Genomic DNA, 24759 nt, shown 5'->3' on the forward strand with positions numbered 1-24759 from the left:
CCGGTCGGCAGCCTTGCTCCGCGATAAGGGCATTGTGCTGCCTTGACCTGACCTCCCTCCCCGCTGAAAATGCGCGACGCTTTTTTGTCTCCCGTTTACTGAAGTAGTGAAATTTCAATGTCCGATTCTTACACCGAACAATCCGCCGAAGAATCCGTAGTCGCCTTGCACGCCAAGGCTGAATACGAAAACGCCATCAATCTTTCACAGCATGTGCCAGCCGCCAAGATCATCAGCGAGATGGTGCTGGACGCCTTTCACACCTCCAAGGAAAGCGACCAGATCCGCGAACTGCGCGTCGCCATCCGCCAGGCCCACGACGCCTTCGACGACGACAAGGCCTACGCCCTGATGGGCCAGCTCAAGCAGCTCAAGGACGCCGAAGCCGCTGACAACATCGCCCTCGAAGACCTGAGCAGCAAGTTCTCCATCAGCCGCATCCTGTCGAGCTTCAAGGATGATCCGCAGTTTCAGGAGCTGGTCTACGGGCTGGCCCTCAAAGTGTTGAACCAGTCTCACCAGGCCATCAGCAACCCAAGCGCCGGCAAAGGCAAGGCTGCTCGCCCCAAAAAAGAAGCCGAAGTGTTTGTGATCAGCAAGGACGGCATCAGCGTCACCCTGCCGCTGCGCACGCCACGCTCGCGGTTGAACGTCGACCGTGAGGCGTTTGAGTTCCTGGGTTTCAACTTTGTGGGTGAAGGCGATGAAGCCGAGCTTGAGGTTGAAAGCTTTGTGGATAACGCCGGCGTCGAGCAGCCGCTGAGCCGCAAGAGCGTGATTACTGCGCTGCAACAGCAGACGGCGTTTGAGGGTTACAGCATCGCGCAGCGGTAACACCACCGAACTGAATGTGGGAGCAAGCCCCTCCCACATCGGCGCTAGACCGTCGCCGCAAACACCTCGCGAAACCGTTCCATCTCCCGCTTGTTCCCCACCGTCACGCGTACCCACTGCGGCCAGTTTTTCCACACCCGCCCGATGAACACGCCCTGAGCGGCAAGCTTGTCGATGACCTGCTCGGCCGGTTGCTTCACGTCGATCATGAAACAGTTGGCCTGGGAGACCGTGCAGGTGAAGCCACGGCCCCTGAGCCAGGCGATCGTTTCATCGCGCAACTGGGCATTGAGCGCCTTGCGTTGTGGCAGCAGCTTCACATCTTCCAGGCTGGCGAGGCCGCCGAGCAAAGAAGAACCTGCCGGCACATTTTCACCGCCGAACACCGCCAGCCGTTCCAGCAGCGCCGGGTGGCCGATCGCCAGGCCCAGGCGGGCGCCGGCCATGCCGTAGATTTTCGAGAAGGTGCGCAACACCAAGAGGTCGTCGTGATCCTTGACCCAGCTCACCACGCTTGGGGTGTCGGCGAAGTCGATGTAGGCCTCGTCCACCACCAGCACGCTGCCTTTGGGTTTGTTCGCCAGCGCCTGACGGATGGCGTCGGTTGGGGTCAGGGTGCCCGTGGGGTTGTTGGGGTTACACAGGTAGAGCACACCGGCCTGGGGGTCGGCAGCGAGCATCGCCGGGACGTCGTGGGCATGCTCGGCATTGAGGTCCACTTCACGCACCGGCGCCCTGCGTGATTCGGCCGCCTGGCGGGGGACTTCGTAGGACGGCGTGGCCATCACCAGGCCGCGGGTTTCACTGGTGAACGCCAGCACCGCGTAGCGCAGCGCGGCCATGGAACCGGCGAACACCGCCACCTGCTCTTCGGCAATCCCGTGCTGCTGGGCAAACAAGCCGGCCAAGGCGTACATGTGTTTGTACGGATACCGCCCGGCTGTCGCGATGCCGCCCTGCATCGCTTCGCGGGCCGCCGTCGAAGGCCCATAGGGGCTTTCGTTGTAGTTGAGCAGTACCTTGTCAGTCTTGGTCGGCGCGGGTGCGGCGACCGCCCAATCCAGGCGCCCGAGCAAAGGCAGGGCGGCGCCGAAGGCGAGAAGGGATCGACGACTAACACTGACCATGGTGACTACTCCTTGTAGGCGGGTGATGGATTCGCACAGCTCGTATAGAAGGGTATGACGAGACAAGGGACGAATGATTTAACCGAGCCACCATGAAAAAGCCCCGTACGACTTGCGAAGACGGGGCTTTTTTCTGGTGCGTATTGGGGTTAGTTCAGCTGTAACTTCCGCTTCAGGTTCTGCATGACCGCTGCTTTGTCCTGCAGGTAGTCATTCAAGCCGCGTGCGCGCAGGTTGCACGCATCACACTCGCCGCAGCCGGTGCCGATAATGCCGTTGTAGCAGGTCAGTGTCTGCTCGCGGACCAGGTCCAGTTGCTGGTGGTAGTCCGCCAATGCCCAGGTCTCAGCCTTGTTCAGCCACATCAACGGGGTTTGCAGGCGTACGTCGTACTCCATGCCCAGCTTGAGGGCCTGGTTCAAGGCTTTGACGAACTCATCGCGGCAATCAGGGTAGCCGGAGAAGTCGGTTTCACACACGCCGGTGATGACCGTCCCGGCCTTGACCTGATACGCGTAGATCGCCGCCAGGGTCAAAAACAGAATGTTGCGGCCCGGCACGAAGGTGCTCGGCAGGCTTTCCCCGGAGCTGTTCACGGTCGGCACTGGAATGTTGTCGCGGGTCAGGCTGCTGATCGCCAGCTCGTTGAGCAGGGACACGTCCATCACTTTGTGAACGGTGGCCCCCAGTTGCCTGGCAAGCTGCTGGGCGACTTCGATTTCCGCCACATGGCGCTGACCGTAATCGAAGGTGATGCAGTGCACTTCGTCATACAGCGGCAGCGCCTGGATCAGGCACGTCGTCGAATCCTGACCGCCACTGAACACCATAACGGCTTTTTTACTCATCACTTTGCTTCCTGCCGGGGTAAGGGTTTGGGCATAGTTTAAAGGTCACTCAATAAAAAACCCCGCGCTTCTTTCGAAGGCGGGGCCTTTTTACTACTCGGACACTCAGTGTGCGTAGGTCAGCAACAGCTCTTTCGGCACTTGGAAATCCAGGGACATCATCACGCTGAGCGCGGTGATGGTGAAGATCGAGAACACGAACAGCTTGCGCGCCCAGACGGTGTCGTCCACCGCCTTGTAGCCGGTCCAGGCCATGTACAACCAGTACATGCCCATGGCGGCGGCGACGGCAAGGTAGCTCATGCCGGCGTAGCCACTGAAGGTCAACATCAAGGTCGCCACGAGGAAGGCCAGGATGTAGAGCAGGATGTGTTTCTTGGCGACCTGGATGCCACGCTTGACCGGCAGGACCGGAATCGAAGCAGCCAGGTAGTCGTTGAAGCGGAAGATCGCGATGGCGTAGGAATGCGGCATCTGCCACAGGCTGAACATCACCAGCAGCACCAGCGCAGCCATGTCGAAGCTATTGGTCACAGCCACATAACCAATCACCGGCGGCATCGCCCCCGACAGACTGCCCACCAGCGTGCCGTGAACCGACTTGCGCTTGAGGTACAGGCTGTAGAGACCGACGTAGATGACAAAACCGATCACGGCAAACAGCGCCGCCAACGGGTTGGCCACCTGGTACAACAGGGCCACACCGGCAACACCCAGGACGGTCGCGAAGATCAGCGCCAGTTTCAGGGAGATAAGGCCCTGGACCAGCACGCGATTCTTGGTGCGCTCCATCTTGATATCGATGTCACGGTCGATGCAGTTGTTGAAGACACAACCGGAAGCTACCACCAGGGATGTGCCGATCATCGCAGCCAGGAAGATGGCCAGATCGACATGTCCCTTGGAGGCCAGGAAGAAACCGCCCGCCACAGAAAGCACGTTACCGAAAATGATCCCCGGTTTGGTGATTTGGATAAAGTGCTTAAGCGACATCGGGTCTTACCTCACTTCGCCATCATGAACGTATGGATGCTGAACATGATCCATATCGACAGACCAACCAGCAGCAGGATTACCAGGCCTGCGAACACGAACGCAATCACGTTATCGCGCTGCTCTTTAGAACGATCCAGGTGCAGGAAGTACACCAGGTGAACCAGAACCTGAATCACCGCGAACGCCAGCACGATCATCAAGGTGATCGATTTCGGCAGGGTCGGGTACATCACCAGACCGAACGGGATGAGCGTCAGGATTACCGACAGGATGAAGCCGATAGCGTAAGACTTAACGCTGCCGTGGCTTGCATCATGGCTGTCATGGTCATGGGAGTGTGCATTAGCCATTACAGAGTCCCCATCAGGTAAACAACGGTGAAGACGCAGATCCAGACCACGTCCAGGAAGTGCCAGAACAGGCTCAGGCAGCTCAGGCGAGTCTTGTTGGTGTTGGTCAGGCCGTGCTTATTGACCTGATACATCATCACCGCCATCCACAGCAGGCCGGCAGTTACGTGCAGACCGTGAGTGCCTACCAGCGTGAAGAACGCCGACAGGAAGCCGGAACGGTGCGGGCCGTAGCCTTCGGAGATCAGCAGGTGGAACTCGTTGATCTCCATGCCGATGAAGCCCAGGCCGAACAGGAAAGTCAGGCCCAGCCAGCTCAGTACGCCTTTCTTGTTGCCCTTGTAGAAGGCCAACATGGCGAAGCCGTAGGTGATCGAACTGAACAACAGCAAGGCGGTTTCGCCGAGCACGTAAGGCAGTTCGAAGATGTCGTGGCCCGATGGGCCACCCGCTACGTTGTTTACCAGTACCGCGTACACCGCGAAGATCGACGCAAACAAGATGCAGTCGGTCATCAGGTAGAGCCAGAAACCGAAAACGGTCATCGGCCCCGAGTCGTGGTGATGGTCATCGTGCCCATGGTCATCGACATGGGCGTGTCCAGCATTGGTCACTAAGTTCGACATGGTTTAAGCCTGTTCCAACGAGGTTTCTACACGGTTGGCCGGGATTTTCTTCTCGGCGACCAGGCGAGCGTGCTGCTCGGCTTCGATGCGCTCGATCGTTTCGACCGGCACCATGTAGCCTTGATCATCACGTGCAGCGTGGACAATGAAGTAGCCGATGGTGCCCACCAGGCTCACGATTGCCAGCCACCAGATGTGCCAGATCATCGCGAAACCGAACACGGTCAACAGCGCACCCATCACCACGCCGGTGGCGGTGTTGCTTGGCATGTGGATCGGTTCGTAGTGCTTAGGTCGCTGGTACGCAGTACCGTCTTCCTTGGCTTCGGTGAACGCATCGATGGTGTTCGCAGTAGGGATCACAGCGAAGTTGTAGAACGGCGGTGGCGAAGAAGTCGACCATTCCAGGGTGTGGCCATTCCATGGGTCACCCGACTCGCAAGCGTTCTGCTTACGGTCACGGATACTCACGTACAGCTGGATCAACTGGCAGGCGATGCCGACAGCGATCATCACCGCACCGAACATGGCGACGTACAGGTACGGCACCCACTCAGGGTTGGTGGTGGCGTTCAGACGACGGGTCATGCCCATGAAGCCCAGTGCATAGAGCGGCATGAACGCGACGAAGAAGCCCGAGATCCAGAACCAGAACGCAGCCTTGCCCCAACCTTCGTGCAGCTTGAAGCCGAACGCTTTCGGGAAGTAGAAGCTGAAACCAGCGATGTAGCCGAATACAGCACCACCGATGATTACGTTGTGGAAGTGAGCGATCACGAACAGGCTGTTGTGCAGGACGAAGTCAGCACCCGGGATGGCCAGCAGTACGCCGGTCATGCCGCCGATGGCGAAGGTCACCATGAAGCCCAGGGTCCACAGAACCTGGCTGGTGATGCGCAGACGGCCGTGGTAGATGGTGAACAGCCAGTTGAATAGCTTCACCCCCGTCGGGATGGAAATCAGCATCGTCGCCAGGCCGAAGAAGGCGTTGACGCTCGCCCCCGAACCCATGGTGAAGAAGTGGTGCAGCCAAACCATGAAGCCCAGTACCGAGATCGCGCCGGAGGCGTAGACCATCGAGTGGTGACCGAACAGGCGCTTGCCGGTAAAGGTCGAGATCACTTCGGAGAAGATACCGAACGCTGGCAGGATCAGGATGTACACCTCAGGGTGACCCCATGCCCAGAACAGGTTCACGTACATCATTGGATTGCCACCAAGTTCATTGGTGAAAATGTGGAAATCCAGGTAACGGTCAAGCGACAGCAGCGCCATGGTAGCGGCCAGGATCGGGAACGAAGCCACGATCAGCACGTTTGCCCAGGTGCAGGTCCAGGTGAAGATCGGCATGTCCATCAGTTTCATGCCAGGGGCGCGCATTTTCAGGACGGTGGCCAGGAAGTTGACCCCCGTCAGCGTCGTCCCGAGCCCTGATAACTGTAGCGCCCAGATGTAGTAGTCCACACCCACGCCAGGGCTGTACTGGATACCCGACAATGGCGGATACGCAACCCAACCGGTCTTGGCGAACTCGCCGACACCCAGGGACACGTTGATCAGCACAACACCGGAAACCAGCAGCCAGAAGCTCAGGGAGTTCAGGAACGGGTAGGCAACGTCACGCGCACCGATCTGCAGCGGCACTGCAAGGTTCATCAGGCCGGTGAAGAAAGGCATCGCCATGAAGATGATCATGATCACACCGTGGGCGGTGAAGATCTGGTCATAGTGCTCAGGCGGCAGGTAGCCCGGCGAACCCTCGGTGGCCATGGCCAACTGGGTACGCATCATGATGGCGTCGGCAAAACCGCGCAGCAGCATGACCATGGCAACGATGATGTACATCACGCCGATTTTCTTGTGGTCGACCGACGTCAGCCACTCGGTCCACAGGTAGGTCCACTTCTTGAAATAAGTGATTGCTGCAAACAGTGCCAGACCACCCAGCGCGATCATGGCGATGGTAATCATCACAATCGGCTCGTGGAACGGGACCGCATCCCAACTTAATTTACCAAACATCGTTTACTCCTCTGCCCCAGCAGTTGAATGCGAGCCCGTGTCAGAACCTTCAACCGCGGCCACTTCTTTCTTCTCGTGCTTGACCGGCTTGCCTGGCTTCATACCTTCGTACTTGTCGACGATTTTCTGAAACAGGTTCGGCTCATACGTGGAGTACAGGGCGACAGGGTTGTTCTGGCTTGGTTTGGTCAGGGCGTCGTATTCAGCTTGATCAAGCTGTTTAGGTGCGGCCTTGACTTCGGCTACCCAGGCGTTGAAATCTTCCTGGCTCGTCGAGATCGCTTTGAATTTCATGCCGGTGAAGCCAGCGCCGCTGTAGTTCGCGGAGATGCCTTCCATTTCAGCTTTTTCGTTGGCGATCAGGTGCAGTCGGGTCTGCATGCCTGCCATCGCGTAGATCTGACCGCCCAGGGCTGGGATGAAGAACGAGTTCATCACGGCGTCGGAGGTGATCCGGAAGTTAAGCGGGGTGTTCTCAGGGAAGCGAATCTGGTTAACCGTGGCGATACCCAGGTCCGGGTAGATGAACAGCCACTTCCAGTCCAGCGCGACCACTTCGATGTTGATCGGCTTGACGTCGGACTCCAGCGGACGGTACGGGTCCAGCTCGTGGGTCGACTTATAGGTGATGTAACCCAGGGCGATGATGATGAGGATCGGAACCAGCCACACCGCGATTTCAATCTTGGTGGAGTGCGACCACTTCGGCGCGTAGGTCGCGCTGGTGTTCGACGCGCGGTATTTCCAGGCGAAGGCGAAGGTCATGATGATCACAGGCACCACGACCAACAGCATCAGCAGGGTGGCAGTGATGATCAGGTTTCGTTGATCCAGACCGATCTGTCCTTTTGGGTCCATCAAGGTCCACTTGCAGCCTCCCAGCATTAACATCATGCCAAGCAGCGGCAAAAAGCCTAGTAATCGGGGGTACCTGTTTTTACTCATCTCACGACCTCTAAAGCAGCTTGCGCAATGCAGTTGGGTTTTGATCGCCAACACTTCACCCTGCCAAGGGTTGGCATTTCTCTTCGATTGAATAAGAGCCTGCCCGTCACGTCATATAGGTACGCTTCACGAGCCTGCGGTGAGTTCTTATTCGATTTCGTGGTTAAAGGCCTTGTTACAGACCAATTCCCTTTGGTGCGGATAGTTGAAAGGCTGCCGGAACCTTGGGGTCGCACAGAGCCGTCCATCTGCCCCTCGACCGCTCCAGTGCTCAAAGATTGAGCAGCACCGGACATTCAGTGCGGGCGATTGTAGTTAGCTAGCGATGTATAAACCATGTCTTATAAAGAAATAATTTTTATCGATTACAGCAATAATCCTTCACCAATATTGCAATGGTTCGCGATCTTATCGCGTTCGATTCTCAACAAAAACCACAAAAATTGCCGTGTTATAGGGCAAACCGTCACAGCCCTTACACTCCGTAAGGGCCCGCAAAACCTAGGCAACCCCCCATAAAACAAGGCATTCGGACATCACTCAAAGGCTTGTACGGCGTGAGGTGCGTGGCGTCGCCCAACCCACGAACTGACAGCACATCTTGGAGGTTTTTTGCAAATTTAAGCGCGGGTTTGGCAGGTCAGAAACGTCCTGCGGCGGCTTCCGTGTGACAACATGTCGCACATTGCGCGCACCCAAAATTGTCCGGCGTCACGTTCTGTTCACAAAACCCTACATGCAAAACGCCCCGGCCTTCCTTGAAGAAGGACCGGGGCGTTTTGCCGATGGGTTCAGGCCTTGCGCTGGCGATTTCGATAGATACCCAGGGGCACCAGGATGACCGTCAGCACGAACGCCACCAGCGCCCATTGCGCCAGGGACAAGCCGAGCACCGGCGGGTACGGGGTGCTACAGAAACCGTCGACCTGGAAGCCCAGTGGGAAGACCTTGGCCAGGGGCAGTTCGTCGACGATAGGTTGCAGCACATCGACGCCGCAGCTGACCTGCGGGAAGAACTGGGTGTACACATGGTGACCGGCCGCAGCCACCCCACCGAGGGCGCTGAGGACCACCAGGCCCTCGAACAGCGTGATGGCGCCCTTGGTGCGCATGGCTGCACCGATGAACGCGAAGATCGCAATCAACAGCAAGGCGTAGCGTTGCAGGATGCACAACGGGCACGGCGCCTCGCCCAACACCACCTGCATGTACAACGCCCCACCGATCAGCGCCAGGCAGATGATGCCCAGCAACACCAGAAAGCGCCGCTCCCTGCCTAAACGCAATTCGTCACTCATCCCCGTATCCCTTTGTTTGGTTGTGCCAATGGCCGCAAGTTTACACACAGAGAGTGGTTTAAACAGAGAGGGGTTAACAGGGGATTAATCGGCAGGAATGGAGAATTAAATGTGGGAGGGGGCTTGCTCCCGATAGCGATGGGTCAGTTATAGCTGAGTTGGCTGACACACCGCCATCGGGGGCAAGTCGAATCGTCGCACCGCCCCTCCCACATTTTTGACCGTGTTACTCCAAGGCCGCCGCCGGGCCGAAGAATTCGTAGCGGCTTTGTTTTTCCGGTACACCGAGGGCTTTGAGGTGGCGCTTGATCGCCGCCATGAAACCTTTAGGGCCGAGGAAGTACGCGTCCAGGTCACGCTGCTCCGGCAACCACGCCGCCAGCTGCTCCTGGCTCAGCAGGCCGATTTTATCCGCCGCCGGGCTCACGCCGTCGTCCTCGGCATAGCAGTAGAACCGCTTGACCTGCGGGTGCTTGGCCGCCAGTGCATCCACCCAATCGCGGAACGCATGCACCCCGCCATTACGCGCACAGTGGATAAAGTGCACCGGACGCTCGGTGGCCAGTGCCGCCTCCAGCATCGGCAAGGTCGGGGTGATCCCTACCCCGCCACTGATCAGCACCAGCGGCTTATCGCTGGCAGCCAGGGTGAACTCGCCCGACGGCGGAAACAGGTCAATCGTCGCACCCACCTGCAACTGGTCATGCAGGTAGTTGGAAACCCGCCCTCCGGCCTCGCGCTTGACGCTGATGCGGTACTCACCCGCATCACTCAGTGCCGACAGTGAATAGTTGCGGCGTACTTCCTCACCGTCGAGCACCAGCTTCATGCCGATGTACTGGCCCGGCGCGGCAGAGAGGATCGGGCCGTTATCCACCGGGGCGAAATAGAAGGAGGTGATCTCGGTGCTCTCCTCTACACGCTTGACCACGGTGAACGCCCGCGCACCGCGCCAGCCACCCGGAGCCTGGGCCTTCTCTTCGTAAATGGCCGCTTCCGCGCCAATCAGGATGTCCGCCAGTTGGCCGTAAGCCGCGCCCCAGGCATTCATCACTTCAGGGGTGGCGATCTCGCTGCCCAGCACCTCGGAAATCGCCCGCAGCAGGCAAGCGCCCACAATCGGGTAATGCTCCGGCAGGATCTGCAAGGCCACGTGCTTGTTGATGATCTTCGCCACGAGGTCGCCCAGTTGGTCGAGCTGGTCGATATGCCGCGCATACATCAATACGCCGTTGGCCAGGGCGCGGGGCTGGTCACCGCTGGCCTGGTGGGCCTGGTTGAACAGCGGGCGGACCTCAGGGTACTCGGAGAGCATCATGCGGTAGAAATGGGTGATCAGCGCTTCGCCGCCGCTTTCCAGCAGGGGCACGGTGGATTTGACGATGGCACGGTCTTGGGCACTAAGCATGGGAGCCTCCTGGGCTTCTTTACTGATTACCCTTAGTTACTCAGTATTCATGCCAACTTATAAATCCTTGAATTTCAACGAGTTGAATAATATGTAGTCAGTATGACTTCCTACGGTCTATAGTCATAAGGACTACAAGGAGTCTTTATGACTGCACATTCGCTGCTCACTACCCTGCTGCCGCTGGTCGCCGACCTGTCACGGGAACTGCCCGAAGGTGAGCGCTATCGCCGCCTGTTGCAAGCCATGCGCGCGCTGCTGCCCTGCGATGCCGCTGCGTTGCTGCGTCTGGACGGCGAGTGGTTGGTGCCTTTGGCTGTGGACGGCTTGAGGCCTGACACCTTGGGCCGCCGCTTCAAGGTCAGCGAACACCCGCGCTTCGCCGTGCTGCTCAGCAGCCATGGGCCAACACGCTTTGACAGTGACAGCGAATTGCCCGACCCCTACGACGGCCTGGTCGATGGCTTGCATGGCCATCTGGAAGTCCACGATTGCATGGGCTGCCCGCTGTTTATCGACGACCAGCCCTGGGGCCTGTTGACCTTGGACGCGCTGGACACCGAACGCTTCGAACGCGTGGATCTGGACGCCCTGCAAGCCTTCGCCAGCCTCGCCGCCGCCACCGTCAACGTAGCCGAACGTATCGAGCGCCTGGCGTTGCGCGCCGAAGACGAACACCAGCGTGCCGAGATCTACCGCCAGGCCAGCGGCCAGCAGCACAAGGAAATGATCGGCCAGAGTAAAACCCACAAGCGCCTGGTGGAGGAAATCAAATTGGTGGGTGGCAGCGACCTCACGGTGCTGATCACTGGCGAAACCGGGGTGGGCAAGGAACTGGTGGCCCAGGCCATTCACGCGGCGTCGTCCCGTGCGGACAAACCGCTGATCAGCCTCAACTGCGCGGCCCTGCCGGAAACCCTGGTGGAAAGCGAGTTGTTCGGCCATGTGCGTGGCGCCTTTACGGGCGCGCTGAATGAACGGCGCGGCAAGTTCGAACTGGCAAATGGCGGCACATTGTTTCTGGATGAAGTGGGTGAGCTGTCGCTGAGCGTGCAGGCCAAGCTGCTGCGGGTGCTGCAAAGCGGCCAGTTGCAGCGCCTGGGCTCGGACAAGGAACACCAGGTCGACGTGCGCCTGATCGCCGCCACCAACCGCGACCTCGCCGATGAAGTGCGCAACGGCCGCTACCGCGCCGACTTCTATCACCGCCTGAGCGTGTACCCGCTGCAAGTGCCGGCACTGCGCGAGCGCGGGCGTGATGTGTTGCTGCTGGCCGGCTTCTTCCTGGAGCAGAACCGCTCACGCATGGGCCTGGGCAGCCTGCGCCTGACCAGCGATGCCCAGGCGGCGCTGCTGGCCTATAACTGGCCGGGCAATGTGCGGGAGCTGGAACATTTGATCGGCCGCAGTGCGCTGAAAGCGCTGGGTAACTGTCGCGAGCGTCCGAAGATTCTGAGCTTGAGTGCCCAGGACCTGGACTTGCCCGACGTCAGCACGCCGGTGATCGAAGCACCGACAGAAGCCGCCCTTGCCGTCACCGGTGACCTGCGCCAGGCCACCGAGCACTACCAGCGCCAAGTGATCAACGCCTGCCTGGAGCGCCACCAGCACAACTGGGCCAGCGCCGCCCGCGAACTGGGCCTGGACCGCGCCAACCTCGGCCGGATGGCCAAGCGCCTCGGTATGAAATAGCAAGACCAACTCGGTCAAATGTGGGAGGAGGCTTGCCCCCTCCCACATTAGACCTGCTTTGCCTGAAGGATCGGATTCACCGGCTGAGCCACCTTGGGCTTACGAAACACCAACACATTCCCCACCATCACCAGCACCAACCCCGCCAACGCCGGCGCGGTCCACTGGTAGCCTTCGGCAAACGCCGACACATTCAGCGCCACCACCGGGAACAGCACCGTGCAATACGCCGCGCGCTCCGGCCCCATGCGCCCGACCAAGGTCAGGTAAGCGGTAAAACCGATCACCGACCCCGGAATCACCAGGTACCACAGGGCGCCGACATACCGCGCGCTCCAGTCCATCTCAAACGGAATGCCACGCACCACGCAGTAGGTCGCCAGCATCAAGGATCCATACAACATGCCCCAGGCATTGGTGGTCAGCGGCCTCAGGCCAGCCTTCTGCTGCAGACTCGACAACATATTGCCCGCCGAGAAACACATGGTCCCCAGCAACGCCAACCCCAAACCCAGCAAGGTCTGCGGGCTGGCGGTGTGCCCCACCAGTTCCGGCCAGAACAGCAAGCCCAAGCCCGCCAACCCGAGGCCGCCGCCCATCAACACGTTACGCGCCACCCGCTGGCCGAAGAACACCCGGGCGTTCAGCGCATTCCACAGCGTGGCCGTGGAAAACACCACCGCCACCAGGCCGCTGGGGATCCATTGGCTGGCGGTGAGAAAGCACATGAAGTTGACGCAAAACAGGCACAGCCCCTGGGCCAGGCAGATGAGGTGCCCGCGCCGGTTCATCACCTGCAACTTGCGACTGATCAGCAGCAACGCAAACAACACCAGCGCCGCCAGGCCGAAGCGGTAGACGATGGACACGGGAATCGCCACCACGCCCAGTTGCCATTTGAGGGCAATCCAGGTGGTGCCCCAGATCAGCACGGTGAGTAAATACAGGGAAAGGTTCATAACGGGCTCCATCGATTGAGCCACAGTGTCGCCCTCAACCCGGGCAAGGCTCTTGCACATTCTTGCGCTTTTGTCGGGCGACGGGATCACAGCGCCAGCCTCGCGGAGTAGGATGCAAGGCGTCGGAGAACACACACCATGTCAGACCTGGAATCCCTGCAAGTCTTCCAAGCCCTTAACCGCTCGCCCCACGCACGCCTGGAAGCCTGCGCCGAGCTCGGTGACGGCTTGTCCGCGGCCTTGTGGAGCAACCATCATGATTCCCAGGACTACCAGGCGCCCAGCCATCACACCTTGTCCTGCTATGTCGATGGCGGCACCGGCACGTTTCGGCGTGACCAGCCGGGCACCAAGGGCGGCCCCGACAAGCTGTGCATCCTGCCTGCCGAGCACCAATCGGCCTGGGTGATCAACGGTGAGATCCGCCTGGCCCACGTGTATTTCAGCCCGGAACAGTTTGCCCTGGGCTGCGTCACCCTGCTTGACCGCGAACCGCGCACGCTGGAGCTGCGGGAAAGCACGTTCCTGGAAGACGAGCGCCTGGCCCGACGCTTCCACCAGTTGATCGCCCTCAACTGGCACGAACCCGCCGAACGCCTGCTCACCAGCAGCCTCGCCCATGAAATGCTCAGCCACACCCTGCTCAGCCAGGTGGGCGCCCGCGAAGGCCTGCGCTTGAAAGGCGGGCTTGCCGCCTACCAACGACGGTTGCTGATGGACTACATCGACCAGCACCTGGAAGACCCCATCAGCCTTGGGCAACTGGCTGGGTTGTGCGCGTTGTCGGAGTACCATTTCGCGCGGATGTTTCGCCAGAGTTTCGGCCTGCCACCCCATCAGTACCTGCTGGCGCGCCGGCTGACCCGCGCGCAAAGCCTGCTGCGTGGCGGCGCCCTGCCGTTGGGCGAGATAGCCTTGCTGTGCGGTTTCTCCAGCGCCAGCCACTTTACCCATCGCTTCCGCCAGGCCATGGGCGCCACGCCCGGCGAATACCGTCAGGCGTTCATCTAAACCATCAAGCCCAGGGTCTTGGCCTTGGCCACCGCCTGGGTGCGGCGCTCTACGCCGAGTTTGCTGTGAATGCGCCGCGCGTGGGTCTTGACGGTGTGCAGGGAGATAAACAGGCGGTCGGCAATCTCGAGGTTGGAACTGCCGAGGGCGATCAATTGCAGCACTTCCAGTTCGCGCTGGCTCAAGGGGTTTTCCACCGTGCCGGCCGTTGACGCCTGAGGCTCCAGGCCCAGCTCACTCAGCAGTCCCGGCGCGCGCAGACGCAGTTCGCGAATCGCTTGTTGCACCTGGCAACGGCCGGCCAGTTCCAGGCCGGCTTGCAGCGAGCGGCGCGCCAGGGCCGGATCACCCAACTGCCAGGCGACTTCGCCCAGCACCAGGTGCAGTTCGATTTCCAGGCACAGCATGCCGCGCTGATGCGTGGCCTGCAGCAAGGCGTTGAGCCGTTCCAGCGGTTGATCGGCGCAGCCCAGTTTCACCTCCGCCAGCACCAACAGGTATTCAAGACGCGGGATCAGTTCCAGGGTGGCCGGTGGTGCTTGTTTGGCCAGCGGCCCACGGAAGTGACGCAACACGCGGCGCACCGCTTCCACGGTCAATTCGGCGCGCCCCTGCTGCAACCAGAAGTGCCCGCTGACCAACAGCAGCACCGCGCGGTACACCGTGTCCGGCACTTGGCGTTGCTGCATCAATCGCTCGGCTTCACGCAACTGGATAAAGGCCTGGGCGTAATCGCCACGGTTGGCAGCCAACAGCGCCAGGCCGAGGAAGCCATAGAGCACGCGCTTGTCCTGGCTGTGCAGGCACATCTTCAAGCCCGTGTCGAAACACTCGGCGGCCAGACTGTCCTGGCCCTGGCGCAAGGCCAGATGCCCGCGTCGCAAGGCGATACGTCCCACCAAGGGACCGGCCTTGAGCCGCTGTTCAAGCAATATGGCTTGTACATTTTCCAGCAGGCTCTGGGCCCGATATGGTGCACCGCGCTGTTCCAGTAATTGAGCGTGATCCAGCTCAAGCAGCGCCTCCAGCAGCAACGAACCATTGGCGCGTGCCAGGCACAGTGCTTCGCGGTTCAGGCCTTGGGCCACGTCCAGTTCGCCACGCAACAAGGCTTGCTGGGTCAGGCCCGACAGGCACATCAGCCGCGAGGTCCACGCGCTGTCGGGCAAGGCTTGCAGCGCCTCAAGAAAATGCAGGCGCGAACCCTCGGCATCGCCGCCCAGGTGCAGCAACCAGCCCCATTGCGCCTGCCAGCGCGCCAATAAATACCGCTGTTGCGCCGCCGTCGGTTGCGGGGCAAACCGGGCCAGTTGATCGATGCACACCGCCGCCTGTTCGAAGCGCCCGGCAAACAGCAACGCCGCCGTCACCAGCCCCACCAGTTGCGGCGAGCCGAGCATCAATTCATCGCCATGCTGCTCATGCAGGTGCAACAGCAATACGGCGTTCTGCTGGCGGAACAGGTCCTCGAAGCTGAAGTGCTGCAACAGGCTCACCGCCATTTCATATTCTTCGGCCAGCAGCGCCTGTTCGAAGGCGGCCTGCCAGTCCTGCTCGGCGCAGAACCATTGGCAGGCGCGTCGATGCCAGGAGCGTTTGGCCGGCCAGGGTTCGTTCTGCATCAGGTGCGCCAGGGGTGCAAAAACCTGCAGCCAATCGGTGTCTTCCCACGGTTGGATAAAGGCGCCGAGCACCTGCAAATCTTTCAGGTACTGGTCACCGTCTCCCGCGCCGAACAAGTGCTCGCACAGGCCGGCATTGAAGCGCGGCAGATGAGCCAGTACGCGCCAGGCCTCCACCAGCTCCGGCGGCAGTGTGCTGAACAGCTCGTGTTGCAGGTAGTCGAGCAAGGTCTTGTCGGGGTGCCCGTCGCCCAGCAGCGCGATGCGCACACCCGCGCACCAGCCGGCGCTGAACTGCAGCACGCTGTCGACCGAATGCCCGGGCGCATGGCTGAGCAGTTGCTGGATTTCCACAGGGCTGAAGGCCAGTTCGGTACCACATTCGAGCAACTCATCGTCGAGCAGCAGGCGCGGCCAGTTACACGCCGGTCGCCGCCGCGCGCCCAGCCACCAGGTCAGGGCCGGGCTGCTGGCGCTGAGCAAGCGGTCGAGCAAGGCGTCGGTCTCGGGCGTCGGCAAGCGGCAAAAATCATCGAGGAACAGCCACGCCGAGGCCTGCCAGCGACTGAGGTCGAGCAGCAAGGTGGTTTCATCGGTAAACGTCAGGCCCAGGTTTTGCGCGAGCCGCAGGCACAGGTCGAGGGGGCTGAGGGCAGCGCCATTGAGCGGCAACCAGTACACCTGGCACCCCGCAGGCGCTTGCAACGCACACTCGGCGAGCAACGCGCTCTTGCCGCTGCCACCGGGCGCGCAGAGTAATTTGACCCTGGCCTGGGCCGCCAGCAAGGGCTCGGCCAGGCGTGGGCGCAGCAGATGGTGAGCGGACAGCCGAGGCATGAATCCAGGACGGTCCAGGCAGCGTGTCATGGCAGTCATTGCTGCATCCTGCGTTCTTATTGTTATGCAACCTGGCGCTTACCCTAGTCCTGTGGCGGGTGGTTGTTGAAGAAGTATTCAGCAGGGTGATTGAGGGCCATGCACAAAACCCAATGTGGGAGGGCGCTTGCCCCCGATGGCGGTGTATCAGTCAACCAATCCAGTGACTGCTACTCCCTCATCGGGGCATAGGTATCTACACAATTTTCAGAGACTGGCGAGTTCCCCTGTGGCGAGCGGGCTTGTCCCGCGTTGGGCTGCGAAGCAGCCCCAGTAAGAAAGAACGCGGTGTATCAGACACTCTGTGGAGGCTGGTTTTGGGGCTGCTACGCAGCCCAACGCGGGACAAGCCCGCTCGCCACAACAACCCTATCTGCCGGGCGTTCAGCGTTGAGCAAAAGTTGTGTAGATACCCATGCTCATCGGGGGCAAGCCCCCTCCCACATTTTGCCCCCACTTCGATCCGTGATCAGCGCACGCCTTCAGCCCGCAATGCCGCCGGGGTGTAGTCCGCTGCCTTGGCCGCGAAGCCGAACACGAAGCTGCTCTTCTCCTCGTTCTTCATGCCCAGTGCGATGTAGCGCCCGGCGATGATGTCGTACAGGGTCTCGACGGTGTAGGCCGGCACCTGGTGGTCGTAATAAAACTGCGAATGACCTTCGGCGACGCGCCACAGTTGGCCGCGACCGTCGTAGTGATCCACCAGCGCGACTTGCCAGCTGTCTTCGTCGATGTACATGTGGCGCTTGGCGTAGATGTGCCGCTCGCTCGGTTTGACCGTGCCGACCACTTCCCAGACGCGGTGCAGTTCGTAACGGGTCAGGTCCTGGTTGATGTGACCGGCCTTGATGATGTCGTCGTATTTGAGCGACGGCGAATCGAGCTTGTAGCTGTTGTAGGGGATGTACATCTCTTTCTTGCCGACCAGCTTCCAGTCATAGCGGTCGGGGGCGCCGGAGAACATGTCGAAGTTGTCGGTGGTGCGCAGGCCGTCGGACGCGGTGCCCGGACCGTCATAGGAAACCTGCGGTGCGCGGCGCACGCGGCGCTGGCCGGCGTTGTAGATCCAGGCCAGGCGCGGCTCCTTCACCTGGTCGAGGGTCTCGTGCACCAGCAGCACGTTGCCCGCCAGGCGCGCCGGGGCGGTGACCGATTGCTTGAAATAGCTCAACACGTTGGCCGCCTTGGCCTGGTCGATATCGGGAATCGCCTGGGGCACCGCCACTTCTTCCTCGAAGCGGATCGGCGTGTAGCTGCCATTGGTCTGCGGGGTGGCCTGGGTGATGATGCGGCGCAGGTTGCCGCCGTGGTAACGGGTGATGTGGTTCCACAGCACCTCCACGCCATTCTTGGGAATCGGGAACGCGTAGTAACGGTTACCGGTGAAGTTTTCCAGGCCGTTGCCGTCGTTGATCGCCTTGACGTTCAGCGCGCTGCGCTTGATCGACTCGTAGATGTCCGGTGGCAGGTTGACCGTGCGGTGGCTCGGGTACACCGGGATCTTGTAGGTCTCGGGGTAGCGCTTGAACATCGCCACCTGGCCGTCGGAGAGTTTGTCTTTGTACTTGTCGACGGTGGCCGCGGTGATCACGAACAACGGTTTTTCACTGGCGAACGGGTCGGCGAGGAAGCCCTTGCTGTCCACTGCGCCAGCGTTTTTCGGGATGCCGCCGGTCCAGGCCGGGATCGAGCCATCGGCGTTGCCGGCTTTTTCGGCGCCGACCGGGGTCAGGGTGGTGCCCAGCTTGGCCGCCTCTTCCGGCGACACCGCCGCCATCACGTGGGAGGCCAACAGGCTGAGGGCCAACACTGCAATTGTCTTACGCATGGATTCTTGTCCTTCTTTAAGCCAAATCAGAAGTTCACGCCGAAGCTGAGGGCGAGGAAGTCGCGGTCTGTCAGGGTGTTGTAGTCACCGCCAAAGAAGTCGGTGTAGCTGAGGCTGGCGGTGTAGGTGCTGCGGTAGTCCGCATCCACGCCAACGCTGATGGCCTTGGCGCCTTTGTTGAAGATCCCGTTAGGGCCGTAGCCGGCCACATCATGGGACCAGGACAGGTTGGGCTTGAGGTTCACCCCGAAGAGCGCGTTGTTGTAGTCGAGGATCGCGCGCGCGCGGTAGCCCCAGGAAGTGGAGGTGACGAAACCGTCGGTGTCACCCTGGAAACCGTAGGCGCCATACACCGAGTCGCGGCCGTAACGCAGCTTGGATTTGTCTTCCAGGCCGGCCACATGCACAACGGCGGCTTCGCCCACCAGGGTCAGGCGTTCAGCACCCAGCACCTGGTCAAAGAACTGGGTCATGGTGCTTTGGATCTGGGTGATTTCCTTGCGGCGGTAGCCCTTGTTGTCACTGCCGAAATTGCTGCGGATAGGCGAGGCCAGTTGGCCGGCGATCGGGTTGATAAGGGACAGGGTCAGGTCGGTGGAATTCAACTGCACCGGGGCATTGGGCCGGTAGCTGATTTCCCCGGTCCACGCTGTGCCGGTAGGCAAGGTTGTGGAGAAGCTCGCGCCGAACAGGCGAATGTCTTCCGGGTACTCGAGGTAGTACTGGCCACGGCCGAGCATGGTGCTCTGGGCCAGGGCCGAACCGAAGCCGGCCGGGGCAGCCGCCGCGATACCACCGATGGTCGCTAGATTGGTGTTGGCGGTAATCGTGCCCACAGTCGGCGTGCGGCTGTGGTAGTTCATGAAGTACAGGCCGTACTCCGTGTCATCGCCCAGCCAGCGCAAGGCTGCACCGAATTGGCCGGAGTCCCGTGCATCACGGTCACCAGCGCGTTGCACCACCACGCCTTCGCGGGTCACTACAAAGCCTTGGCCGCGTGCCGCTGCAATCGGTTGCAACGGCGCGATTGCCGGGCTACCCACCGTGTAGTTACCGGTGCAACCATCCGCCGCCACATCCCCGCCGAAAAACGTGCCGCAGTTATCCAGCACCGTCTGGTCCCACTCCAGCTGGTAGAAGCCTTCCACGGTCAGTTGGTTGGTCAGGCTCTGGGACGCAAACAGCATGTTGACCGGAATCAGCCCTTCCTTGATCTCGGCGCCGGGACGACGGAATGCCGACACGTCGATGGGGTTGATGCTGTTGATCGAGTTGCCGATGAAGGTACTTTCACCCCAACTGACCACCTGTTTACCGGCGCGCACGGTGCCCGGCAGATCGCCCAGGGAATAGTTGTGATAGACAAACGCATCGAGGATCTGCGCACCGCTGGATTTGGCGCCTTCCTTGCGGTTGTGGTCGCTGATCTGCTTGAACTCGCGGTCTTCGTCCTTGAGCTCGAAGTCGTACCAGTATTTGCCACGCACGAACACACCGGTATCGCCGTACTTGAGCTCAAGGTCATGCAGGCCTTTGAAGATCTTCGAGAAGGTCTCACCCTTCTTGAAGTTCAAGCGCCCGTCATCTCCCGTGGAAGCCTGACCCGTGCCGCCATTGACGGTGCCCACGAGTTTTTTATCGGCATCGCGCATGCCCCAGCTCGAACCGACCGACAGCGAGGAATCGAATTGCCCTTCGATCTCGCCAATGTTGAAAGAAACAGCCTGCGCCTGGGCACAGCAACCCAACGCAACCGCAGCGGCCAGCGCCTGTGGCGTGAAGATGGCGCGCATTATTGTTTTTGTCATGCGTCTTCCCCGGTGAGTGACAGAAGGCCCCACCCTACTGCCGCGCATCAGGAGCGATAAGCGCACCAAGGAGGGATTCGTGTTGTCGCTCGAAAGGATTACGGGGCGCTCTGGCCTGGGTCTGGCGGAGGGCATGGACCGGGTGGATGGTGGGTTATCAAGAGAATGGATGGCGATCTGGGTAACTGTTGCCATATCGGTAACAGTCCTTGTCCTGATCGGCTATTACTCATTTTGTTACAAGCGCTTATTCTTGCCTGGCTTTCAGGGCAAACCGCCCGCTTCCGCTCTCGGAAGAAAAGCCGAGCTTGAATGGATTGAAGTGTTTTTTCAGTCTGTTACCGGTGTTCACTGACGTTGATTTGTCGCTCCTTGATCCAACGTCTTACTTCAGCCACTGCGTTTGCAGTGGCTTTTTTTTTGCCTGAAATAAAACGGGGCGCCATCAGCGCCCCGTGGGATTCAAGCTTTTTCAAGCAACGATCACAGGCTGTACTTCTGCAAGTTCGCCATCATTTCCTTTAACGCCTCGATATTGTCCTTGGGATGGGCTGCGCCTTCGAAGTCGCAGATCTGCGCCCAATGTGCCGCCACATCGTCTGGCGAGAACCCGGCTTCAGGGTCAAAGCCTACGCCCAGGCTGCGTTCCCAGCGGGTCTTGCCGATCCAGCCGCCACCCACCTCGAACAGCCCTGAGGTTTCCTGGCACGCTTCGCTGCCCAGGTACACCACCAGCGGGCTGACCAATTCCGGCTTGAGGCGCTCGAACACTTGTGGCGGGATCAGGCCTTCGGTCATGCGCGTGCCGCCGGTGGGGGCGATGGCATTGACCAGGATATTGTTCTTGCGCCCTTCCAGGGCCAGGGTGCGGGTCAGGCCGTACAGCCCGAGCTTGGCCATGCCGTAGTTGGACTGGCCGAAGTTGCCATAGATACCCGAGGTGGATGCGGTGAAGATCACCCGGCCGTAGCCCTGCTCGCGCAGGTGCGGCCAGGCGGCGCGGGTGACTTTGTAGGCACCTTCGACATGCACCCGGTAAACCAGGTCCCAGTCGGTGTCATCCATTTTGTGGAAGGTTTTGTCACGCAGGATGCCGGCGTTGTTGACCACCACGTCGATGCGGCCGAAGACATCGAGGGCGTTCTGGACGATCTTGTCACCGTCGGTGACAGAGTCATGGTTGGCCTCGGCGACACCGCCCGCCTCGCGGATCTGCGCCACGACCCGGTCGGCAGCGGAAGCATTGGCGCCTTCGCCCTGGGTGGAACCCCCGAGATCGTTGACCAGCACCTTGGCCCCGTGCCTGGCGAACAGCAGCGCATGGGCCCGGCCCAATCCGCCGCCGGCACCGGTGACGATCACGACCTTATCCTGGAACTGCACTGACTCACTCATACCGAACTCCGATGGCGACAATGGGAATGGCTCGAGTGTCCGGCAACGCGTCTGCGGTCACAATAAATACGGCTGAGGCTGAATGGTGCTCGATAAGGCTGGGGGATGATGCCTCGTCTCTCTGTAGGAGCGAGCTTGCTCAGGAATAGGCCACCCGCGGCGATGGCTGCCTGAGCCGCTCACGAAACGCCTGGTAGTGCCTGAGCACCTGCACCGGCGCCTCGATCTGCGGGTAGTGGCCGATATTGGCCAGTAACACCGTGTCGGCGTGGGGCACCAATTGCTCGTAGCGCTCGACCATATGCGCACCGGAGATCGGGTCAACTTCGCCATCGATCACCCGCAACGGCACTTCGTCGCGCTGCATCGCGCCGACCCAGCGTTCACGCATGCGCCGTCGCTGGGGCACGTAGGCGATCAGTTTGTGCAGGATGCGCGTGCCGCCGTTGCAGTTGATCAGGCTCCAGAAATCATCCAGGGCACTTTCACTGGGGCGGGTGTTGGGGCCAAAGATCTGGCCGAAGCTGTCAGACAAGGCACTACGCCCGAAGGCGCGGCCGATCATCCAGCCCAGCGGGCTGAGCAAGAGTTTTTGCACCAGCGCCAGGCGATGGGTTTCGGGGAACAAGCCACCATTGAGGAACACGCAGCTGGCCATCTCAAACCGGCCTTCGTAGTGCCGGGCCAGGAGTTCCTGGGCGACACTGTCACCGTAGTCGTGGGCCAACACATGCACCGGCTGCTCCACCCGCAGGTGTTCGAGCAGGGCCTGTTGCAAGTCGGCCTGTTCCAGCAGGCAATATTCGTGGTCCAGCGGCTTGGCCGAGTCACCGAAACCGAGCATGTCGCAGGCGATCACCAAGTGACGCTGGGCCAGGGGCTGCCACAGGTAATGCCAGTCCCAACTGGCGGTGGGGAAGCCATGGATCAGCAGCAGCGGCTCGCCCTGCCCGGCCGTCCAATAGCGAATGGTACGGCCACGAAAGACGAAATCCTGACCACGCTTGCGCCAGGCTCTGAGCGGGATCTCGGCGAGGGACATCAGCTTTTATACCCCGGGTCTTGCAAGTCCAATTTGCGCAGCAAGGCCGGCCAGGCCAGCGCGCCGCCCATACCTTGGGCGCTCTTTGTAACAGCCGCGACCATCGCCTTGGCACCGGCAAGAATCTGCGGCCCGATGGGGATCAATTCGGCGCCGCCGTTTTGCGCCAGTACCTGAATATCGCAGGCGCGCTGGAAGGTGAACATCATCAGAAAGGTGTCGGCGATGGTACTGCCGCAGGTCAGCAGGCCATGGTTGTGCAGCATCAGGAAATTGTTATCGCCGAGGTCGGCCTGCAAGCGGGCTTTTTCTTCGTGGTTCAAGGCCACGCCTTCGTAGGCGTGATAGGCCAGGCTCGACAACACGAATATCGATTGCTGGCTGATCGGCAACACGCCCTGCTTCTGTGCAGCGACGGCCACACCCGCGGCGGTATGGGTGTGCAGCACGCACGTCACATCGTGGCGAACTTCATGGATGGCACTGTGGATGGTGTAGCCCGCCGGATTGATTTCGTAGGGGCTGTCCATCAGTTTGGTGCCGGCCTGATCGACCTTGACCAGGCTCGACGCGGTGATCTCGTGGAACATCAGCCCGTACGGGTTGATGAGGAAATCATCGGTACCCGGCACCTTGGCCGAGATATGGGTGAAGATCAGATCATCCCAGCCATGCAGCGCGACCAGGCGATAGCAGGCCGCCAGGTCGACACGGGTCTGCCATTCGGCAGCGCTGACCTGATCCTTGACATTCTGCGGCGATAGAACGGGGGCTAGGCTCACGGCAACGACCTCCTTGGCGCACTGTCTTATTGTTGTTTTTTTGTGTGATAGGCCAGTCTAGTCAGACCTCATGGCTGCCGTAGTTGCCTTGGCAGCCAGCTTGATGGCCGAACGGGTCAGCCCAGAGAATAGTTGACGTTTGCTTAAAGCGCGTCAAAGAATCGCCGCCAAAAAAGGCACGGCAAACAGGTTGAGCAACCCCGTCAAGACCATCACCAGGCCGGCGACCGAGCCCTCTTCGCCACCCACTTCATGAGCCCGGCTGACACCCGCACCGTGGGCCCCCACGCCAAACAGGGCGCCACGCGCCAGCGGCGTACGCAGCGGCAGCCACTTGAGCAATATGCCACCGAGCATGGCGCCGAACACACCGGTGAACATCACGAACACCGCCGTCAGCTCCGGCACGCCGCCCAGGTCGGAAGACACCGGCATGGCGAACGGTGTGGTGATCGAGCGCGGCACCAGCGACATCGTCACCGAACTGTCCAGCGCCAGTGCCTTCGCCAGGCCGAACGAGGTCGCGATCGACGCCACACTGCCCGCCACCATGCCCAGCAATAACGCCGGCCAGTGGCGGGCCAGCAAGCGGCGCTGCTGCCAGATCGGCACGGCAAACGCCACAGTGACCGGGCCCAGCACCAGCATCAGCCAGTGGGTGTCGGTAGCGTATTCGGCATAGGCGGTGTGCATCGGCACGGCCACCGCCAACAACAGCGCAGGTACCAGGATCAGCGGCGACAGCAGGTAGCGCCCGGTGCGCCGGTAGATCCAGCGGCTGAACACGTAGGCAGCCAGGGTCAAGGCGAGCCAGAACACTGGCATCAGCTCAAGCTTCATGGCGCAACCTCCAGCGGCACACGGCTTCTACCGTAAACGCCGTGACCAGCATCACCGCCAGCGTGCTGAAGCCGATCACTAACAGGATGCGCCAGCCGTCGTTGCGCAGCAGGCCGCCATAATCGAGCAGGCTCATCAGGGCCGGGATGAAGAACAGCAGCATCTCGGCCATCAACACCCCGGCGCCCAATTGCAGCGCCGCCGGCTTGACCAGGCCGCTGGCGAACGTTGCCAGCAACAACCCCAGGCCCACGACGCCACCGGGGATGGGCCAGGCCAGCCAGACCGTCAACTGGGTACCCAGCAGATAAATCGCGAGCAGCACGACCAGTTCAGTCAGCAAACGGCCAAGGTGTTTGAAGGAAAAACGTTTCATGAGCTTTGGGTCCTCGCAGGCCCCCATTTTAGAGCGCGGCCTTCCATCCCCACAGCGAATTGTTAGACTGCCAA

General features: G+C 60.7%; 22 protein-coding genes and 1 pseudogene. 5 read left to right on the forward strand and 18 right to left on the reverse strand.

What is annotated here, in order from left to right; all coding sequences use genetic code 11:
- Positions 1–117: 117 nt before the first annotated feature.
- Complete coding sequence (locus tag AB1462_RS24695; protein WP_259194525.1) at positions 118–834, forward strand: hypothetical protein; 717 nt, start codon at positions 118–120, stop codon at positions 832–834.
- Positions 835–878: 44 nt separating this feature from the next.
- On the opposite strand, the gene AB1462_RS24700 is transcribed toward AB1462_RS24695, so the two are convergent.
- From AB1462_RS24700 to cyoA, 7 genes are all read right to left on the reverse strand, one after another.
- Entirely contained in the window at positions 879–1961 is a 1083-nt protein-coding gene (locus AB1462_RS24700) for a pyridoxal phosphate-dependent aminotransferase (RefSeq protein ID WP_367248107.1), read from the reverse strand.
- Between the two features lie 149 nt (positions 1962–2110).
- On the reverse strand, positions 2111–2809 hold the full coding sequence (queC, locus tag AB1462_RS24705; protein WP_259194526.1) for a 7-cyano-7-deazaguanine synthase QueC: 699 nt from the start codon (positions 2807–2809) through the stop codon (positions 2111–2113).
- 105 nt (positions 2810–2914) lie between these two features.
- A complete protein-coding gene (gene cyoE, locus AB1462_RS24710) occupies positions 2915–3802 on the reverse strand; it encodes a heme o synthase (RefSeq protein ID WP_027607620.1) in 888 nt (295 codons plus the stop codon).
- A gap of 11 nt (positions 3803–3813) precedes the next feature.
- Positions 3814–4155 carry a cytochrome o ubiquinol oxidase subunit IV gene (gene cyoD / locus AB1462_RS24715; RefSeq protein ID WP_010206434.1) on the reverse strand — a complete coding sequence of 114 codons (342 nt, stop codon included), beginning with the start codon at positions 4153–4155 and terminating at the stop codon, positions 3814–3816.
- Complete coding sequence (locus tag AB1462_RS24720; protein ID WP_017734786.1) at positions 4155–4781, reverse strand: cytochrome o ubiquinol oxidase subunit III; 627 nt, start codon at positions 4779–4781, stop codon at positions 4155–4157. Before AB1462_RS24720 ends, cyoD begins: the two co-directional genes overlap by 1 nt.
- A gap of 3 nt (positions 4782–4784) precedes the next feature.
- Entirely contained in the window at positions 4785–6803 is a 2019-nt protein-coding gene (gene cyoB / locus AB1462_RS24725) for a cytochrome o ubiquinol oxidase subunit I (RefSeq protein WP_090400714.1), read from the reverse strand.
- Positions 6804–6806: 3 nt separating this feature from the next.
- Positions 6807–7748 (reverse strand): ubiquinol oxidase subunit II, encoded by a 942-nt coding sequence (gene cyoA, locus AB1462_RS24730; protein WP_053132079.1) that lies wholly within the window; start codon positions 7746–7748, stop codon positions 6807–6809.
- A gap of 27 nt (positions 7749–7775) precedes the next feature.
- Here cyoA and AB1462_RS24735 point away from each other — a divergent pair.
- A pseudogene (locus AB1462_RS24735) lies at positions 7776–8067 on the forward strand (hypothetical protein).
- Between the two features lie 472 nt (positions 8068–8539).
- Here AB1462_RS24735 and AB1462_RS24740 read toward each other — a convergent pair.
- Positions 8540–9046 (reverse strand): disulfide bond formation protein B, encoded by a 507-nt coding sequence (locus AB1462_RS24740; RefSeq protein WP_090400715.1) that lies wholly within the window; start codon positions 9044–9046, stop codon positions 8540–8542.
- 226 nt (positions 9047–9272) lie between these two features.
- A complete protein-coding gene (gene hmpA, locus AB1462_RS24745) occupies positions 9273–10454 on the reverse strand; it encodes an NO-inducible flavohemoprotein (protein ID WP_090400716.1) in 1182 nt (393 codons plus the stop codon).
- 147 nt (positions 10455–10601) lie between these two features.
- Between hmpA and norR the strand changes: the two genes are divergently transcribed.
- Complete coding sequence (gene norR, locus AB1462_RS24750) at positions 10602–12146, forward strand: nitric oxide reductase transcriptional regulator NorR (RefSeq protein ID WP_090400717.1); 1545 nt, start codon at positions 10602–10604, stop codon at positions 12144–12146.
- Positions 12147–12193: 47 nt separating this feature from the next.
- On the opposite strand, the gene AB1462_RS24755 is transcribed toward norR, so the two are convergent.
- Positions 12194–13105: a DMT family transporter gene (locus AB1462_RS24755; protein WP_090400719.1), complete on the reverse strand. Its 912-nt coding sequence runs from the start codon at positions 13103–13105 to the stop codon at positions 12194–12196.
- Positions 13106–13243: 138 nt separating this feature from the next.
- Here AB1462_RS24755 and AB1462_RS24760 point away from each other — a divergent pair, with 138 nt between their 5' ends.
- The gene (locus AB1462_RS24760) at positions 13244–14116 is read left to right on the forward strand and encodes a helix-turn-helix domain-containing protein (RefSeq protein ID WP_367248109.1); all 873 of its coding nucleotides are present in this window, start codon (positions 13244–13246) and stop codon (positions 14114–14116) included.
- Here AB1462_RS24760 and AB1462_RS24765 read toward each other — a convergent pair.
- From AB1462_RS24765 to AB1462_RS24775, 3 genes are all read right to left on the reverse strand, one after another.
- Positions 14113–16614: a LuxR C-terminal-related transcriptional regulator gene (locus AB1462_RS24765; protein WP_090400721.1), complete on the reverse strand. Its 2502-nt coding sequence runs from the start codon at positions 16612–16614 to the stop codon at positions 14113–14115. The genes AB1462_RS24760 and AB1462_RS24765 overlap by 4 nt on opposite strands.
- A 469-nt stretch (positions 16615–17083) precedes the next feature.
- On the reverse strand, positions 17084–18442 hold the full coding sequence (locus AB1462_RS24770) for a DUF1329 domain-containing protein (protein WP_259194531.1): 1359 nt from the start codon (positions 18440–18442) through the stop codon (positions 17084–17086).
- A 26-nt stretch (positions 18443–18468) separates the two neighbouring features.
- Positions 18469–20250, reverse strand: a complete 1782-nt coding sequence (locus tag AB1462_RS24775; protein ID WP_090400724.1) for a DUF1302 domain-containing protein — start codon at positions 20248–20250, stop codon at positions 18469–18471.
- Positions 20251–20329: 79 nt separating this feature from the next.
- Between AB1462_RS24775 and AB1462_RS24780 the strand changes: the two genes are divergently transcribed.
- Positions 20330–20605: a hypothetical protein gene (locus tag AB1462_RS24780; protein ID WP_367248112.1), complete on the forward strand. Its 276-nt coding sequence runs from the start codon at positions 20330–20332 to the stop codon at positions 20603–20605.
- Positions 20606–20733: 128 nt separating this feature from the next.
- On the opposite strand, the gene AB1462_RS24785 is transcribed toward AB1462_RS24780, so the two are convergent.
- From AB1462_RS24785 to AB1462_RS24805, 5 genes are all read right to left on the reverse strand, one after another.
- Entirely contained in the window at positions 20734–21645 is a 912-nt protein-coding gene (locus AB1462_RS24785) for an SDR family oxidoreductase (RefSeq protein ID WP_367248113.1), read from the reverse strand.
- Between the two features lie 139 nt (positions 21646–21784).
- Entirely contained in the window at positions 21785–22687 is a 903-nt protein-coding gene (locus AB1462_RS24790) for an alpha/beta fold hydrolase (RefSeq protein ID WP_367248114.1), read from the reverse strand.
- Positions 22687–23469 carry a class II aldolase/adducin family protein gene (locus tag AB1462_RS24795; protein ID WP_090400728.1) on the reverse strand — a complete coding sequence of 261 codons (783 nt, stop codon included), beginning with the start codon at positions 23467–23469 and terminating at the stop codon, positions 22687–22689. The genes AB1462_RS24790 and AB1462_RS24795 overlap by 1 nt, the downstream gene beginning before the upstream one ends.
- Before the next feature lie 153 nt (positions 23470–23622).
- Positions 23623–24309, reverse strand: coding sequence for an LrgB family protein (locus AB1462_RS24800; RefSeq protein WP_367248116.1), 687 nt, complete (start codon positions 24307–24309; stop codon positions 23623–23625).
- Positions 24299–24685 carry a CidA/LrgA family protein gene (locus AB1462_RS24805; RefSeq protein ID WP_090409794.1) on the reverse strand — a complete coding sequence of 129 codons (387 nt, stop codon included), beginning with the start codon at positions 24683–24685 and terminating at the stop codon, positions 24299–24301. Before AB1462_RS24805 ends, AB1462_RS24800 begins: the two co-directional genes overlap by 11 nt.
- Between the last annotated feature and the right edge of the window lie 74 nt (positions 24686–24759).

The organism is Pseudomonas sp. SB113, from assembly GCF_040754745.1.
In the GTDB taxonomy this organism is placed as follows: domain Bacteria; phylum Pseudomonadota; class Gammaproteobacteria; order Pseudomonadales; family Pseudomonadaceae; genus Aquipseudomonas; species Aquipseudomonas grimontii.